This is a genomic window from Thermostichus sp. MS-CIW-26 (assembly GCF_054059115.1).
Genome location: NZ_JBSSBV010000008.1, coordinates 16,625 through 33,017, shown reverse-complemented (window position 1 = coordinate 33,017; position 16,393 = coordinate 16,625). Strand labels below are relative to the sequence as shown.

The following is a 16,393-nucleotide window of genomic DNA, read 5'->3' as shown; positions in this document are numbered from 1 at the left end:
TTGTCATAGATTGCATCCATGGGATCCGCATACCGTTGTTGGCTGAGCTTGATTTGTCTGGTGTTGGTGGGATGCTGCTGGGGATCCCCGGCGCTGGCTGCCCCTTCATCGCTGGCAGGGCCGGCTCAGGTATCGCCCCAGCTCGTTCGCGATAGCGACTCAGAGCGGTTTTCTCTGGCCGAGGCGCGGCAGCGGCTGGAAGCCATTGCCGAGGTCATGCGCTCGATTCGCCTGTGCAACCGGCCCAACTGCCGCTACCGAGATATCGCTGTGGACGTGTGGCCTGTGGACATATCCATCCCCAATGGTGGTGCCGAGCCGTTCTACGAGGGCAGCATCGACGCCATTATCGACCGTCCTTCCGGCAGCTTGGATAAAGCCCACTACCGGCTGCAGTTTCGCCAGGGGCGCTGGCAGTTGCTGGGGGGCGAAGAGGTGTCCGATGTCTCTTCCTTTTTCTTTGAGGGAGATACCTACGAGGTGTTCAGCGCCTACGGCACCCGCAGCCACAAAGCCAAGTTGGCAGATGCCAGCAGCAACCTGCGCGTGGGCTATCGGGAGCTGTATTACCGCGTTTTCGACCAGGGCCAAGAGCGTTTGCACTAGCGCTGCGGAGCACGATGAGAGGCCGGCAACACACCTTAGCCAGCTCTATTGCCCTAGAAGGCGTTGGCCTGCACACCGGCCTGCCGATTCGCTGCAGTCTGCATCCAGCTCCTGCCGGCAGCGGTCGGGTTTTTGTGCGGGTGGATCAACCGGGATCCCCTGAGATCCCGGCTCGGTTGGGATCCCTGGCCCCTGCCCATCTCTGCACCCTGTTGCAGCAGGGATCCCCCTCTGTTCAAGTGCAGACGGTGGAACACCTGCTGGCCGCCCTTTACATCCTGGGCATTGACAACTGCCGCATCGAGGTGGAGGGGCCGGAGCTGCCGATTCTGGATGGCTCTGCCCTGCCCTTTGTAGAGGCCATTGCCCAGGCCGGGATCCAGGCCCAAGATCAGCCAGCCCTGCTGGGGGTGATCCAAGAACCGGTCACTGTCTGGGCGGGGGAAGCCTTTGTCAGCGCCCTCCCCCATCCTACAGCCCGCTTTACCTATGGCATCGATTTTGCCGATTGCCCGATTGGAGAACAGTGGCTGAGCTGGAGGGAGAACAGGCCGGATTTTGTCCAGTCCATTGCGCCGGCCCGCACCTTCGCCCGCCAGCAGGATGTGGAGCTGGCCCGGGAACGGGGGCTAATCCAGGGGGGCAGCCTGGAAAATGCCATTGTCTGTAGCCAAACCGAGTGGTTGGGGCCATTGCGCTACCCAGATGAGCCGGTGCGCCATAAGCTGATAGATTTACTAGGAGATCTCAGCCTCCTGGGCTGCCGACTGCAGGGGCACATTGTGGCCTACAAGGCGGGCCATGCCCTGCACCACCGTTTGGCCGAGCAGTTGCTCAAGAGTGGATCCCTGCTGATCCATGAAGAGTGAGGGGGAGCAAGGGATCCGGTTGCGTAGCAACAACCCTGCCATCCTCAGTTGCGAGAGCGGTGCCGAGCACTTGTCTTCAAGGGGATCCCCAGGGTGGGATCCGCTTCATTCCCCTCCTTTCCGCAGCTCCCTGGGTGCTCTTTTGGCTGAGTTCTGGCCTGCCGTCCTCCCCGTCCGGGATTTGGTTTTGTCCTCTGCCTCTGTGGGTTCACCATGTCCTCTGATGTCTCTCCTCCTCCCCTTCTCTCGGCTGAAGCAGCCGCTCAATTGGCAACTGCTCCCCCTGTCTTCACAACGGAGCAGATTTTGGAGATCTTGCCCCATCGCTATCCTTTTTTGCTGGTGGATCGGGTTGTGGAGTATCAACCGGGGCAACGGGCGGTGGGCCTGAAAAACGTCACCTTCAACGAGCCCTTTTTTCAGGGGCATTTCCCCAACCGACCCATCATGCCCGGCGTCCTAATCGTCGAGGCCATGGCCCAGATAGGGGGGATCGTGTTGACCAAGTTGCCGGACGTGGCCGGGCGTTTGGCCCTGTTTGCCGGGATCGATGGCGTTCGCTTTCGCCGCCCGGTGCTGCCGGGGGATCAGCTGCTGCTCTCCGCCGATTTGCTCACCATTCGCCAGAGGCGCATTGGCAAGATGTTCTGCCGCGCTCAGGTGGGAGGGCAACTGGTAACCGAGGGGGAGCTGATGTTCTCCCTGGTGGATTGATGGGCCAACAGCGGCCATCCAGGAGGCGCTCTGCTGTGGGTCTTCTCACCAATTGAGATAAAGTGTTGGCATAGGGAGATGGCTCGGGGACTGCTTGCGCCTTTCTGTCGGGATACGGTAGACATATTGCTGCGTTGGGGTGGCAGCCTATTGGTCACGATGGCGGAGCGTAGCTCTAAGGTTGATCTCCCCCGGAGTCAAGCCTTGGTGATCCTTCGCGGGGTTGGGAGCGTAACCACAGTTGCTGGCTAGGTCGGAAATGAGTTCGTTCGCTTCAGCGGGATCCACTCCCAACATCTCTGCAAGTGCGCCGCACCGCTCACGGGAGCGGATTCATCCCACTGCGGTGATCCATCCGAAAGCTGAGCTGCACGAAACGGTGCAGGTTGGCCCCTATGCGGTGATCGGCGAGCATGTTCGCATTGCTGCCCATACGGTGGTGGGGGCCCATGTGGTGATCGATGGCTGGACGGAAATCGGCGAGGGCAACCACATTTTTCCGGGAGCAGTTGTGGGCACCGAGCCTCAGGATCTGAAGTACAGCGGCGCCCCCTCTCAAGTGGTAATCGGCAGAGGCAATCGCATCCGCGAGTTCGTCACCATCAACCGGGCTACCAATGAAGGGGAAGCCACCCTGATTGGAGATTACAACCTGCTGATGGCCTACACCCATGTCGCCCACAACTGCGTCATCGAAAATCAGGTGGTGATTACCAATGCTGTTTCCTTGGCCGGCCATATCCACATCGAGTCTCAAGCCCGCATTGGCGGCATGGTCGGGATCCACCAGTTCACCCGCATTGGGCGCTTGGCCATGGTGGGGGCGATGAGCCGGGTTGACCGCGACGTTCCCCCCTACATGTTGGTGGAAGGACATCCGGCTCGCATCCGCGGTCTGAACTTGGTGGGGCTGCGGCGAGCCCAAGGGATGGAGGGATCCCTGCCCTTGCTGCGGCAGGTCTACCGATTTTTGTACCGCTCAGGGTTGCCTTTGGAAAAAGCGCTGCAAACGCTGCGCAGCAGCCTGTGTGTCGTTTGTAACAGCGGTGCGGAGGGAGAGCGCCATGTCCTTTCCCTACAGGGGAAAGAGTGGGTGGACGAGACGGGATCCCTGCAACATCTGCTGCAATTTTTGGAAGACTCCCTCTCCCAGCCCCAACGACGTGGCCCTCTGCCGGCCCTGCGCGGGAGGGGGGAAGATCCGCCGGTGCAGAGCACTTCAGAGCTGGATGACTAAAGATTGGGGTCGGGAGCGTAGCTCTAGTGAGCCACCTGTTCATCTGCACGGGCGAGGTCTCAGGGGATCTGCAGGCCGGCCATCTGATCGAAGAATTGCTGCGCCAACGCCCTCAGCTGCGCATCACCGCCGTGGGAGGGGAGCGCATGGCTGCTGCCGGGGCCCGTTTATTGCACCGCACCACCGAGATCAGCTCTGTTGGCATTTTAGAGGCTCTTCCCTTTGTCGGCCCCGCCCTCTGGACGGAGTGGAAGATTCGCCGCTTTTTAGCCCAAGACCCGCCAGATGTGGCCGTGCTGGTGGACTACATCGGCGTCAACAGCCGCATTGCCCGTCTGCTGCAACGGCGGCAGATCCCTGCCGTCTATTACATTGCCCCCCAAGAGTGGGTGTGGTCGCAGGATGCCCGCCTCACCTACCAACTGGCCCAGCAGATGCGGCTGATGTTGGCGATTTTCCCTGAGGAAGCTCGCTACTACGCGGCGGCAGGAGCCCATGTCCAGTATGTGGGCCATCCCCTGTTGGATATTTTGGCCGCTGTGCCCAGCCGTGCTGCCGCCAGAGCCCAGTTGGGGATCCCTGCCGAAGCCACGGTGGTGGTGGTGGTGCCGGCTTCGCGTCGGCAAGAGCTGCGCTCGGTTCTGCCTGTCTTGCTCAAGGCGGCTCAGTTGTTGCAAGCTCACCTGCCTCAGGCACAGTTTTGGGTGCCCCTGGCCTCGCCCCGTTTTGCTGCCCCGATTGCGCGGGCTGCCCGCCGCCTTGGGCTCAACCTCACCCTTTTGGATCCCCAAGCTCTGCCCTTCTTCTCCCCCCACAAAGCTCATCACCTCGCCTTGGCAGCGGCTGATTTGGTGTTGGCCAAGTCGGGCACGGTGAACTTGGAGACGGCCATCTTGGGGATCCCCCAGGTGGTGATCTATCGCCTCAACCCCATCACCTTCTGGATCGCCCGCCATTGGCTGAGGGTGTCGGTGCCCTTCATGTCTCCGCCCAACCTCGTGCAGATGCGCCCCATTGTGCCGGAGTTGCTGCAGGAGCAGGCCCAGCCGGAGAAGATCGCCCAACTGGCACTGGAGTTGCTAACTCGGCCCGAACGCCAAGCCCAACTGCAAGCCGACTACGTCGCGATGCGGGCGGCCCTGGGAGAACCCGGCGTTCTGGCTCGCGCTGCCAAGGCCATCCTAGAGGTGTTGGATGGCGAAGCTGGATCGAAGCAGGATCCCTTCCGCCGCTAACTCCGGCGACCCAGCACCTGGGGCACGGCCCGTCCTCCCGCCAAGGCCGCTGTCGAATCCTCCTCTTCCAGATACTCAGCATCTTGGTTGACCCGCCACCCATCGTAGCGCCGTTCCCCCGCCACAATGTTGCGAGCGGCCAAAAGGCCCGTCATCATGGCGTGATCCTGGTTATTGTAGCGGTGCATGCCGTTGCGGCCTGCCACCTGCAAATTGGGCAGTGCTTCTTCCAAAAAGGTTCGAATGGTCTGGATGTGAGCTTGATAGCCGTGATTGTAAACCGGGTAGGCTTTCGGGGCGCGAATGACTGTGCCGCCCAAAACCTTTGCCTTCCCCAGCAGGCCCAACCGCTGCAATTCCAGCGTTGCCAAGGCCATCAAATCCTCATCGGTTTGTCCCCAAAAGGGATCCGTCGCTGAGCAAAAATACTCCAAACCCAAGCAGGTGACCGAGGGATCCGGAACCATGTCCGCGCTCCAATTCTTGAAGTTTTGGATACGCCCCACCCGCACCGAGGGATCGTGAATATAGATCCAGTGATCTGGAAATAGGTTGGGCTCATCCACCAGCAAAGCCACCGTCAAAAAATCCCGATACCGCAGTTGTTCGGCAGCCTCTCGCACCGGCTCCGGTGCTGCAGGTACCAAAGCCCGCACCAGAGAGCGCAGCGGCATGGTGGAAATGAACTGCTCGCCGGTCACCCAAAAGGTCTCTCCCCCTTGAGAACAGGCTTGTACAGCTTGAACTCCGGCCCGGTTCCAGTGGATTGCCGTAACCTTGCGATCCAGTTGTACCGGCTGCCCGGCTTCTGCCAGCAAGGTTTGAACGCGCTCCCACATCTGGCCTGGCCCTAGGCGAGGATAGCGAAAGCGATCGATCAGGGTTTTGATCACCCCCTCTCGGTTGGGGAAAAAGGTTTTACGGATCAAAGAAGCCATCGACAGACCCTTGATCCGCTGGGCTGCCCAGTCGGCGCTGATCTCGTGACAAGGGATCCCCCACACTTTCTCGGTGTAGGTCTTAAAAAAAGTGCGATACAGCCGTTCCCCAAATTGGTTAATGACCCAATCTTCAAAAGATACAGGATTGGGCCTGGGAAAGAGGCGCGCCTTTAGGTAACTGAGCAGACAGAGGGTGGTAAACCCTGGCCCCAGTTTGGCAAAGACATCCGCAGGTCGAATCGGATAGTCGAAGAAAACACCTCGATAAAAAATGCGGGAAAGCCGCCGACAAACCTGCATTTCCGAGCCCAAAATCTCCGTCCACAGAGCCTCAATTTCCGCCGACTTGGAGAAAAAGCGGTGTCCACCGATATCAAAGCGATAGCCTTGGTAGGTTACAGTGCAGGATAGCCCCCCTACCTGCACCGGATCCGCTTCCAAAACCGTTACCGGGTAGCCCTGCTTGTTCAGCTCGTAGGCGGCACTCAATCCAGCTGGCCCCGCCCCGATCACCACTGTGGACTGCACTCTGGATAGCTGCCTTGAGGTACCATCTGGTAGTGGGGTCATTTCCTCAGAAATGTTCTCAGAAACAGTCATGGCAACTTCTCACACCACCTCGTCAATCCTAACGGAAATAGGTCTGTTCAAGGGATCCCCGGCCTGGGCGCGAAAGTGCTATGCCTACGGCACCCCGTCGGGAACCGCACCGCTAACGCGAAAGATTAAGCTGGAGACAGATTAGAGATCCCTTTTGTGTGCAAAGAAAGCCTTGGTGCTTCGCACCGCCGTCGCGAATGGCCGACTCTGTGGAGTGAATTTTGTGCAATCTCCCCCCATCCCCAATCCTGGACATCTGCTGACAAATGCTTCGCCGACAGTACTGTTGGCCGATGACGACCCATGCATACGCGGGTACTTGACCCACCTGTTGGTTCATGAAGGCTATCAAGTGGCAGAGGCTGAAGACGGCGACCAAGCCTTGCTGCTCTTCGGTCAAACTCAGCCTCAAATTGCCCTGCTGGACGCCCTCATGCCCGGCACGGATGGGTTCGAGTGTTGTCGCCGCCTGCGGGCTTTGGATGCGAATCTGCCCTGCTTGATGATTACCTCGCTCGAGGATCAAGCTTCCGTAGACAAAGCCTTTGCTGCCGGAGCCAGCGACTACATGACCAAGCCCATTCACTGGCCGATAATGCGTCAGCGCATCCAACACCTGATCAAGGCCCGCCAGAACTTGTTGAACCTACGCCAACAGGCGGCCCGCGAGCAAGCCCTGAACCGCATCGTCCGAGCCATTCCCACTTCTTTGCAGTTGGATCAAATCCTTGCTGCCGTCACCCGCGAGATAGGCCATTTGCTAGAGGCGGATCGGGTAAGCATCAGCATCTATCAGCCTCAGCAACAGCATTGGCGTATTGTCTCCGAGTACAGCACTCAACAGGATGGCTACCTGGGCTGTCTCATTCCCGATTCCGAAAGCCCCATTGCCCAGCAACTGAAGCAGGGGAAAGTGATGTTGCTGGAGGCAGCCGACCAAGCCAAAGACTGGGTCTACATCTCTGCCATGGCCAAAGCCTATCCTGGCAGTTGGCTGCTGGTACCGCTCTACGGTGGCGAAAACCCCGAATCTGGCCCGACCCACCCCACCCTTTGGGGCAGCCTGTGCCTACAACTGAAAACAGCACGTCCCGGTTGGCTGGCCACCAATCAGGATCTGATCTTGGCCCTGGCCGATCACCTCTCCATCGCCATTCGGCAGGCGGAATTGCTCCAACAGGTTCAGGAGCTGAACCGCACCCTGGAAGAAAAGGTACAGGCCCGCACCGCCCAACTGGATCGCCAAGTACAGGAATTGCAGCGGCTGGATCGCCTGAAAAATGACTTCCTTAGCACGGTGTCCCACGAGCTGCGCACCCCTCTTTCCAACATGAAAATGGCCATCCGCCTGCTCAGCTCCGTCCTGCTGCCTGCCCAGGGCGCTCCCAGATCCCCGGATCCGGCCAAAATCTCTCAGTACTTGAAGGTGTTGGACAACGAATGTGAGCGGGAGATCAGACTGGTCGAGGATCTGCTGGAACTGCAGCAGTTAGAGGTGCTCAAGGGACTCCGTCCCGCTAACGCGAACGGTTCACAGCGGCCCTGCTGGTTGGAGCTGCAAGAGTGGTTGCCCCAGATCGCGGAGCCCTTTGCTCAGGAGGCCCATAGCCGCCATCAGCGCTTCAGCCTTGGGATCCCTCCAGGACTGCCTGCCATTTTTACCCTGCCGGGAGTGCTAAAGTCGGTGCTGGCGGAATTGCTGAAAAATGCATGTAAATTCACCCCTGCTGGGCACCTGATCAGCCTTCAGGCCACCTGCCATTCCGACCACCTGGACATCCAAGTCCTCAACACCGGCGTAACCATTCCCCTGGAAGAGCAAAAGCGGGTATTTGAGAAGTTCTATCGGGTGCCCAGCGCGGATCCCTGGCGGCAAGGGGGGACAGGGTTGGGGTTGGCCCTTGTGCGGCAGCGGGTAAGCCTGTTGCAAGGAAGCATTCACCTCAACAGCGAGGCCAACCACACCTGCTTTACCTTGCGGCTGCCTCGGGTTCTCCCTGTCTTTGGCCAAGGCAAGCCAGCTCAGCCTAGGGTGTAGGCGTCGGGGTGGCCGGCTTTGGAGAGTTGGAAGCTTCCCCTTCCTGCAAAACTTCTTGCAAGCGGGCCCGAACCCGCTGGTTGAGAACAGGATTTTCGTTCGCCAAGGTCATCAATTCGCGGTATTGAAGCACTGTCAGCCCTTGCTCCTCGACAATGCGGCTGGCTTGGGTTTCTGTGCGCTGCATAATTTGCTCGTACTCCTCCTCGTTCTGGGTTTCCCGCAGTTGGGCGCTCGCTTCCCGAATCAGGGGATCCAACTCCAACAGAATCCGCACCAACTGTTCCACCTGGGCATCGGTGACTTGCTCTGGGGTCAGAGTTGGAGATGCCACAGGGCTGGGAGTTGCTGTGGCCGGAGCCCCCCCCGAAGTCGGAGAAGCAGTTGCAGCAGGGCCGGGCGACGGGGTTGCTCCCTGTGCCCAAGCCGGCAGGGATCCCAAGCTGAGTCCCAGACCCATCAGCAACGCGAATTTCATCATGCCCAAAACTCCCCAAACCCAGACAAGATAGACCTAAGCCCTTGAGGTGCAGCCAAACCTGAAGCCAGACTAGCAAGATGCCTGAATTCCGTCTAATCGGTTCAACGCAGTCCTGGCAGCCCATCAAGCTCATTCCAGCTTGCCAGCACCTGAGGCGGGATCCATCCAATCCCTACGGTACCAGAACTCCTCACTCCAGGGCTCCCAGGATGAACTCGCGAAAGGGCTGTGTGGACATGCTGGGGATCTGCAGTGGATCTCTTGTAGAAACAAGAAGTTGGTTGTACAGTCTTACATGCGCTGTTCAACGGTAGCCCGGCACCGGAGTGCCCCTTTCTCTCCTCGGTTGAGCAGCTCCAGACTTGCAGCATTGGCAATTGACTTAGCACTTCAGCCCAAAGGGGGTTGTCTTGAAGCTGAGCTTAGGTATATGTTCTGTTGAGTATCGTTTTTGTTAATGTTAGGCTAGGGGCCAGATTTGATGCGGATCTCCCACATCGGCATCTGACTTTCTTCGCAGGTGTCAGAGCCCGTGGATCCCCTATCAATATCAGCAGTCAACCTAGCAAACGCCCAATCGCCAGCTCTCTTTGCAGGCGATTGTTGGAGGATTTTTTGTTCGGAGAAAGGTTCCCGATTAGATTTTTTTGGGCGCGTCCATAAGTAACCCTTCAAGGGCTTTGAGGGCGACTGCTGTCTTTATTGCCTTTGTAAAAGATGATAACAAAAATGGGTAAAAGTTATTGCTTTTCTTAAGCAGCGCTGATATATTCTTTGCGGTTGCGGTTGTTCGGTCATCCTTCTACAGGAGGCTTACATTGGTTAGGAGAAGAAAGCGTAAGAGTCGCCGTCGTCTGGAAGGGCGCAAAATTTTAGATCACATTCCTCAATTTAATTTGGACAGTGGTGAAGAGAAGTCTGTAACCGCTGCTCGAAAATATATTCAGGAAAAGTCTATTCAGCCCCCCGCACTTATTTTGGTGCGACGAAATGAACATACAGTTGATCGGTTTTTCTGGGCGGAGAAGGGGTTGTTCGGCGCGCAATATGTCGAGGAGAACCACTTCCTTTTTCCCAGCCTGCGAGCTTTGTTAGCAGAGGTTGCGGCTGAAAAGCCAGAGAAAAAATCCTCGAAGACCCTTGCAACTGCCGCTCGCTAGCTTCTGGCCAGCTTTTCCTACAGCAGGAGCCCAGGAAACAGCCCCCCTACCCTGGGGGGTTTGTTGCAGCCGCTCTCAGAAAATCAAGAAAATCAAAAGAACTGACCCTATTTAGGGGATCCCTTTCACTCAATGGGTTGAGCTTCTGATACCTCACTCCCCATGCTGGATCTGCTGGCGGCAGCGAGGGAGCCACGCGCTACCCTACAAGGGATCCCGTCGGGAGATGCCGGATGAGCCGACTGCCTCAGACCACTGCCCACATCCAAATTACCCGCCGCTCTTGGCAAGAGGGTGCCATTGAGGGGGAAGTCAATGCCAATGGTTGGGTTTGGCGCTTTTGCTGGCGCTTTCGGGCCGGGGAACTCAGAGTGGAGCCTTCTGTGGGGCGAGCTTTGATTTGCGAGCCCTTGAGCCGCTTTCTGGAAAAATCCGACTATCTGCTGGAACCGGGCAGCAACTACTCGTTTGTGATTCGCAGCAGCTTGTGAACTCTCAATCTGAGCAGATCTGAGCAGAGCTTTTGCCCAGCACCAAAGACCGGGGCTGAGCAATGGAAGGCACCTGCTACGGTGACCCAGAAACCAGGTCTCAAGCCCCGTGGGCGAAGAGTGCCTCCCCTCTCACTCCTGTCGCGCCCAAGCTGTTCGCACTTGAAAGAATCCTCGCCCTCTAGGCAGGGGGGTAGTCAATAAAGCTGCAGCAGCCTTTGGTCTTCGGCGGGGGAGGAGGCACATCCAGAGCTGGGTTGCACTCAAAGAAGCCCAGGGGCTTGAGCATAAAGCCGATGTAGCTAACCGGCATCACCGGCCAGTCTTCGGTGCGGGGGAAGTGATTGCAGCCAAAGCTATACCAGAGCACCAGACGGGTGTTTTCCAGGGATCGGTTCGCTTGCGTCCATTTCACCAGCCCTTCGCCACCGGGGTGTTGGTTGGGGTAGTCCCCTGCTGGGAACTTCTCGCCGGGATGGTAGGGCGTGGCCCAGAGGTGGTGGGCCAGATAGCCCGCCCGTCGGTGCAGCCAAGAGTTGGGGTGGGCCAAAAGCTGGACGTTTTCCCCCGGCATCAGTTTGTAGGCCACCGGCTGTCCCAGGCGGTTGTGGCGATTGGGGTTGACAATCTTCCAATAGCGGCCCCGCAAGGGATCCACCGTTTGCTTAGCCTCCTGCTCGGTTTTGAGCAGGGTGGAGCGGGCGCGAAAGGCGTTGCCGTGAGGGTTATCCGGCCCCAGAGGCAGAGGTTCTGCATGCACTTCATAGAGGGAGTTGCACGGCCCATCCACCGCCATATCGAGGCGGACAGTGAAAAAGTGCTGGTGGTTGAGGCCAGACAATTGGGGTGCCACCAAGACGCCAAACTCCGGCTCTTCCCCCGGCAACGTGGCGCAAGTGTTGATGATGCCGGTGAGCTTGGCTTCAAACTCCAGCGTGCCATCCTGGTAGAAGTACCAGAAAAAGCCGTAGTCGTAGTTGCCAATGGTGGTGAAAAAGGAAAGCACCAACCGCCGCGAGCGCCGCACCTGCGCCCGTTCCGTGCGCCAGTCGGTGTGCTTCCAGAGCACCCCAAAGTCCTCCTCGTGCATACAGACGGCATTTTTCAAAAGCATGGGCTCGCCGCTGTTGGTGGGCAACCAGGCATCGAAGTAGTAGATCTCTCCCAAGCAGTCGCAGCCCAGCTGCAGGGAATTGGCCTGCATGCCAATGCCGTATTCCCCCACATCAAAGGCATTTTTGCGACAGTGGGGATCTCGCGGATCCCCGTAGGGCACCACCATCTCGGCTACCGAGGCGCGGTAGAGAATGGGGCGAAGGCGGCCTTGATCCTCGTAGCTCACCTGGTGGAGGACGAGCCCCTCTCGCGGGTTAAAGCTGATGCGCAGATCCCACTTCTGCCAGCGGATGTGGTGGCCGTCCACCTGGAAGCTCACCCCTTGGGGCTGAGTGATTTCTAGTGGCTTCAAGTCTTGGCGAAAATCTTTGAAAAACAGCTCGTCGAAGTTACCGGACTCCGGCGGCAAGGGCCACAGACCCCGATCCTCCACCTTGACAACTTGCATGCGGTTGAGGTCAATCCAGGGGTAGAGCCCCTCGATGGGGCGGGCATAGCCGTTGTCGCAAGGGGAAGTACGTAGGAAACAAAAGCCTCGCACCAGCCGCCGCCCTTCTTCTTCCGGGATCCCGAAGTAGCCCACCGTCCAGTAGTCCACCATCACCAAATCCACATCGGCAATCCCCCGCCGCTGCAGAGCCGCCAAAAATTGGGGATCCTCCTTGAGCAGGCGGTCGCAGGCGTACACCTCATCGTCGAGCAGAGGGGGCTGCACGCCCGGAACGAGCTGCCAAGAGCGCACCTGCTGTGTTGACAGAGAGACCACGGCTTCGTAGGTGTTGCCACTGGCCGGATCCAACAGCACCACGAAAGCCTGCCGATCCCACGGCTGCCCCGGCTGCCACGCTTCCATCCAAGGCCGCTCCGGCTCTTGTAGCTGGATGGTTACAAAGCGCCCCTGAGAACTGAGGGGCCGTTGCCGGCGCAGGATCTGCACCACTTGCCGCATCTCCTCAGCACTAAGGGGATCCAAGGGGTGGCCTTGGGGCAATGAAGCCTGGCCAAGCAAAGCAGATTCACTCGACTGGCTATGTCGATCCAAACTGGGAGAAACTTCACAAACCACAGCAATAACCTTGAATTCTTCAGTTGGAAAATGATTGAGTTGAGCTAGGAAAAAATAGGGAGAAGTCTGCTGAGAAAGGTCAAAGGGATCCCTTCGCTCGCCATGCCGCGGGCCAGCCCATCAACCCAACTCAGAGAATCCAGAAAACCTAACAGCAGGCTAAACAGACTATCCTGTTGCCATCGCCAACATCGGGCAACTTTGCAAGAGATACCCGGGGAAAGGAAAACTTAAGCCAAAGCCCAAGGAAGTGAAGACAACCTCGGCCCTGCTAATTGTCCAGATCTAGCAATCTTCTGTTTCCCCGTCCGCTAACCAAATGAAGAGGGCAACGGCACCTTGAGAAGCCGCGCCAGGGCGAACAGGAAACCGTCAACCCATCGGGAAAATCTGAATACAGGTCTTACTACAGATAAACCCAAACTCGAGAGCAGGAGAAGTTTTCTGTGATTAAACGTCAGGCTTAACGTTGCACAGGAAAGCATAAAAAAGAAGAAACGCTTCACGCAGGCTAAGGGCAAGCTCACACCGAGAAGGCACAACCCAACGTCGACCTCTCCCGAAAACGCAAAAATGTCTCGAAACCTGCCCCGACCCTACCTGCCAGGGGGATCCCACTGCTTGGGATCCGAAACGCAACCGACCATCACTATAGCAGAGGCACCCCCCCTTCCCACAAGCCCGGCCCAGAGTTCCCCGGTCGCATCAGCAGGGTAGCCTTCTCCCCGTGGGTTTGAAGCCTAGCTCAGGCTGAAGGGTTGGTGTCAAAGAATACATTTCCAAAGTCATTCTGAAGCCATGCTTAAGGTTAGGAATTTCTGGCAATTCGAATAGTAGGATCCCTCACGTCTCCTGAAAATCGTCCACAATGAGGCAGGGCTTGCGGCAAATTAACCGTCTGGTGAGGGAGATGGCTTCAACTCGATACCGCCTGGTGCCGGTGCGGCCAGGAGACGGCAGCTTTTATCCGGAGCATCTCTATTTGGCCTTAGAAGCCACCCAACTGGGCTATTGGCAACTGGATCTGTGCACCTGGGAGTTGAGTGCTTCTCCCCAGTGCAAGGCCAAATACGGGCTGGATCCCGGCCAAGATTTCACCCTGGAAGTGTTTTTGCAGCACGTTCACCCGGAAGATCGCCAAAGGGTGAAAGAAGCTTTGCAGACGGCTGGGCCCAGGGCGGTAGAGGGGGATCCCAACTTTTCGGTGGAATATCGGGTTTACCAGGCCGACGGCCAGATGCGCTGGCAGCTTTCCCAGGGGATTGTGCTCTTGGGGCCGAAAGGGGATCCCGGCCAGGTTGTCGGGGTGACCCTGGATATCAGCGAGCGCAAGCAACTAGAGGCCACCTTGGCCGAGCGAGAGCGCCACTATCGCCAGCTCCTGGAAGCCCTGCCCGACATGCTGCTTTGTCTGGATCGCCAGGGCCGATGTCTGGAGTTCAAGCCGCCCAGCCATTTTTCTGTCCCCCATCCCCCTGCCTACTACCTGGGCAAAACTCCTGAAGAGCTGTTTCCTGATACCGGTTGCACCGGTGGGGCGGAACCCATAGCCCAAGCCATTCGCGAGCATCTGGAGCTGGCCTTGGCAACCCGGCAAGCTCAAGAGATCGAATACCCCTGCCCAGAGGGATCCCCTCAGCCCCAATATCGGCAGGCTCGCATCGTCCCCTATGGGGAAGATCAAGTCCTGATGATCATTAGAAACATCACCCCTCGTAAGCAAGCCGAGCTGAAGCTGCAGCGGCAATTGCAGCGAGAAAGGCTGTTCAGCCAGCTCATTCAGGCCATCAACGCCTCGCTCGACTTGCCCACCCTGTTTGATGTGGCAGTCCGGGAAGTGAGGGCAGTGTTACAGGCAGCACGGGTTACCCTTTACCAGTACCTGCCGGCTGAGGCTGTATGGTTAGGTGTTGCCAGCTACGTCCAATCGCCTGATCTGCCCACTGCCCTTCACCTGCACATCCCGGATAGTCCAGACATTGTGGCCATCCAATACTTGAAGCAGCTGCAAGTTTTTCATGCGCCGGATCCCGAGCAAGTTTTGGATCCCTTTGCTATCCATGAAAAGCGAGAATACCACCTGGGCCCTTGGTTGGTGATCCCAGTGGCTTGCCAGGGAAAAGTGTGGGGTGCCCTGTCCCTGCGGCGCCTGACCTCAGATCCGGATTGGCAAACCGATGAGATCGAGTTGGCCAAGGCCATTGGGGAGCACCTGGCAGTGGCCATTCAGCAGGCAGAGCTTTATCAAAAGCTGCAACAGACCAATGCTGAATTGGATTACCAAGTACGGGTGCGCAATGCAGAGCTCGAACAAGCTTACAACGACGAAGCGCTACTCCAGCTCATCACCGAAGAAATTCGCTCCACTTTGGATGAACAAAAAATCTTGGAAACGGTAGCCCGAGAACTGGCCCTGAGCTTGAACCTATCCAATTGCACCATTGCCCTTCATGACCCAGAGCGGCAGGTCAGCGTTTTGGCGGTGGACTATTTGGCCGGAGAAGGGATCCGGCGCTTCCCCCTGGAGGTTTCGTTTGCGGATTTCGCCCATGTGCTTCGTCAGCTCCAGCGCGGACAGCTTTGCCAATTGAGCAACTTCCATCACCCCTGCTGGCCCAACCACGACCGCTACACCCTGATCATCGCTCCCATTTGCGACAAAAGGGATCTGACAGCTCAACACGAGGAACTGCTTGTTTTGGGAGATATTTGTGGATCCCGTCCACCGGGGCAGATATTTACCGAGCGGGAACAACGGCTTATCCAACGGGTAGCCGGCCAATGTGCCATCGCCATTCGCCAAGCACGTCTTTATCAAACGATCCAGCGTCAGGTGCAACAGTTGCAGGAGCTCAACCAACTCAAAGATGAGTTTCTGCACATGGTCTCCCACGAAATGCGCACACCTCTCACCAACATGAAGCTGGCTATTGGGTTTCTATCTAAAGCCAACCTAACTGAGCGGGAAAGGCGCTACTTGCAGATTTTGGAGATGGAGACCAACCGCGAGCTGGAGTTAATCAACGACCTGTTGGAATTGCAAGCCCTCGAATCCGGAAACAAAGTCCTCAGACTTACCTGTTTATCTCCCCAGGAATGGATCCCCAATCTTGCCGAGCCCTTCCGGCTGCGGGCTGCGCAGCAAGGCCAACAGTTCCAGGTGGAATGGGATCCCGACCTTTGGCCCCTCTACACAGATGAGAGCCTCTTGTCGCGGGTGGTCAGCGAGCTTTTAAACAATGCGTGTAAGTACACCCCCACTGGGGAAAGCATCTATTTGAGTGTGAGCCAGGCTAACTCCAATGGCCGTCCCGGCTGGCTGATCACGGTGCGCAATACAGGGGTGGAAATTCCTGCAGAAGCGTTGCCCCGCCTTTTTGAAAAGTTCTATCGCCTCCCCCAGTTGGATTGCCGCAACGCCGGGGGAACGGGCTTGGGTCTATCGCTGGTTCAAAAGGCAGTGAAGCTGATGGGCGGATCCCTGCGGGTAGAAAGCCACTCCCGGCAGGTGATTGCTCAGGTGTGGTGCCCCCACCAGGGCAGCCTGCCGGAAACCCAAAACAGAGCCCAGCGCCTTGCGCAGGACTCGAACCTGCAACCATCGACTTAGAAGGTCGGTGCTCTATCCTTTGAGCTAGCAAGGCCGAAGAAAAGGGTGCAGAGCCATTATATCCCCGACCCAGTTCCCATTCTCTGACCCCGACCAACCTGCCTCTGACCTTGAGTTCTGCATTGTTGCTTGGGCAAATTGCGCGGTTTGACTTAGGGAGCCGGGTCGGGATCCCATGTGACCGAGCTTTCCCGGCGCAGACCCGGCCAAAATGGGTTTTGAGGTGTTG

12 protein-coding genes and 1 tRNA gene are annotated in these 16,393 nt (G+C 57.8%); 9 read left to right on the top strand and 4 right to left on the bottom strand.

What is annotated here, in order from left to right; translation table 11 throughout:
- The first annotated feature begins 18 nt into the window (after window positions 1-18).
- From ACVWZU_RS04510 to lpxB, 5 genes are all read left to right on the top strand, one after another.
- Entirely contained in the window at window positions 19-606 is a 588-nt protein-coding gene (locus ACVWZU_RS04510) for a hypothetical protein (RefSeq protein WP_414329482.1), read from the top strand.
- Window positions 607-620: 14 nt separating this feature from the next.
- A complete protein-coding gene (lpxC, locus tag ACVWZU_RS04505; RefSeq protein WP_457393864.1) occupies window positions 621-1,475 on the top strand; it encodes a UDP-3-O-acyl-N-acetylglucosamine deacetylase in 855 nt (284 codons plus the stop codon).
- Between the two features lie 213 nt (window positions 1,476-1,688).
- A complete protein-coding gene (fabZ, locus tag ACVWZU_RS04500; protein WP_011434327.1) occupies window positions 1,689-2,189 on the top strand; it encodes a 3-hydroxyacyl-ACP dehydratase FabZ in 501 nt (166 codons plus the stop codon).
- 259 nt (window positions 2,190-2,448) lie between these two features.
- Entirely contained in the window at window positions 2,449-3,426 is a 978-nt protein-coding gene (gene lpxA, locus ACVWZU_RS04495; protein WP_414382304.1) for an acyl-ACP--UDP-N-acetylglucosamine O-acyltransferase, read from the top strand.
- Window positions 3,427-3,452: 26 nt separating this feature from the next.
- Window positions 3,453-4,661, top strand: a complete 1,209-nt coding sequence (gene lpxB, locus ACVWZU_RS04490; RefSeq protein WP_414413696.1) for a lipid-A-disaccharide synthase — start codon at window positions 3,453-3,455, stop codon at window positions 4,659-4,661.
- Here the strand turns inward: lpxB and ACVWZU_RS04485 are convergent.
- Window positions 4,658-6,130: an NAD(P)/FAD-dependent oxidoreductase gene (locus ACVWZU_RS04485; RefSeq protein WP_457443575.1), complete on the bottom strand. Its 1,473-nt coding sequence runs from the start codon at window positions 6,128-6,130 to the stop codon at window positions 4,658-4,660. The two genes, lpxB and ACVWZU_RS04485, sit on opposite strands and share 4 nt — an antisense overlap.
- Before the next feature lie 247 nt (window positions 6,131-6,377).
- Between ACVWZU_RS04485 and ACVWZU_RS04480 the strand changes: the two genes are divergently transcribed.
- A complete protein-coding gene (locus tag ACVWZU_RS04480) occupies window positions 6,378-8,240 on the top strand; it encodes a response regulator (RefSeq protein ID WP_457443624.1) in 1,863 nt (620 codons plus the stop codon).
- On the opposite strand, the gene ACVWZU_RS04475 is transcribed toward ACVWZU_RS04480, so the two are convergent.
- Window positions 8,230-8,721: a DUF4168 domain-containing protein gene (locus ACVWZU_RS04475; RefSeq protein WP_414522018.1), complete on the bottom strand. Its 492-nt coding sequence runs from the start codon at window positions 8,719-8,721 to the stop codon at window positions 8,230-8,232. The two genes, ACVWZU_RS04480 and ACVWZU_RS04475, sit on opposite strands and share 11 nt — an antisense overlap.
- Before the next feature lie 818 nt (window positions 8,722-9,539).
- Here ACVWZU_RS04475 and ACVWZU_RS04470 point away from each other — a divergent pair.
- Together ACVWZU_RS04470 and ACVWZU_RS04465 are read left to right on the top strand one after the other, a co-directional pair.
- The gene (locus tag ACVWZU_RS04470; RefSeq protein WP_049749658.1) at window positions 9,540-9,881 is read left to right on the top strand and encodes a DUF3155 domain-containing protein; all 342 of its coding nucleotides are present in this window, start codon (window positions 9,540-9,542) and stop codon (window positions 9,879-9,881) included.
- A 233-nt stretch (window positions 9,882-10,114) separates the two neighbouring features.
- Window positions 10,115-10,372, top strand: a complete 258-nt coding sequence (locus ACVWZU_RS04465; RefSeq protein ID WP_414329773.1) for a DUF3146 family protein — start codon at window positions 10,115-10,117, stop codon at window positions 10,370-10,372.
- 181 nt (window positions 10,373-10,553) lie between these two features.
- Here ACVWZU_RS04465 and ACVWZU_RS04460 read toward each other — a convergent pair whose 3' ends face one another.
- Window positions 10,554-12,497 carry a primary-amine oxidase gene (locus ACVWZU_RS04460; RefSeq protein WP_457443622.1) on the bottom strand — a complete coding sequence of 648 codons (1,944 nt, stop codon included), beginning with the start codon at window positions 12,495-12,497 and terminating at the stop codon, window positions 10,554-10,556.
- A 925-nt stretch (window positions 12,498-13,422) separates the two neighbouring features.
- Here ACVWZU_RS04460 and ACVWZU_RS04455 point away from each other — a divergent pair.
- Window positions 13,423-16,164 (top strand): sensor histidine kinase, encoded by a 2,742-nt coding sequence (locus tag ACVWZU_RS04455; RefSeq protein ID WP_457443620.1) that lies wholly within the window; start codon window positions 13,423-13,425, stop codon window positions 16,162-16,164.
- On the opposite strand, the gene ACVWZU_RS04450 is transcribed toward ACVWZU_RS04455, so the two are convergent.
- Window positions 16,126-16,198, bottom strand: a tRNA-Arg gene (locus ACVWZU_RS04450). The genes ACVWZU_RS04455 and ACVWZU_RS04450 overlap by 39 nt on opposite strands.
- Between the last annotated feature and the right edge of the window lie 195 nt (window positions 16,199-16,393).

Excerpts from the sequence above, each read along its gene's own strand:
- fabZ (WP_011434327.1), top strand. The coding sequence starts at position 1,689 with ATGTCCTCTGATGTCTCTCCTCCTCCCCTTCTCTCGGCTGAAGCAGCC.
- lpxC (WP_457393864.1), top strand. The coding sequence starts at position 621 with ATGAGAGGCCGGCAACACACCTTAGCCAGCTCTATTGCCCTAGAAGGC.
- lpxA (WP_414382304.1), top strand. The coding sequence starts at position 2,449 with ATGAGTTCGTTCGCTTCAGCGGGATCCACTCCCAACATCTCTGCAAGT.
- ACVWZU_RS04510 (WP_414329482.1), top strand. The coding sequence starts at position 19 with ATGGGATCCGCATACCGTTGTTGGCTGAGCTTGATTTGTCTGGTGTTG.
- ACVWZU_RS04455 (WP_457443620.1), top strand. The coding sequence starts at position 13,423 with ATGAGGCAGGGCTTGCGGCAAATTAACCGTCTGGTGAGGGAGATGGCT.
- ACVWZU_RS04475 (WP_414522018.1), bottom strand. The coding sequence starts at position 8,721 with ATGATGAAATTCGCGTTGCTGATGGGTCTGGGACTCAGCTTGGGATCC.
- ACVWZU_RS04465 (WP_414329773.1), top strand. The coding sequence starts at position 10,115 with ATGAGCCGACTGCCTCAGACCACTGCCCACATCCAAATTACCCGCCGC.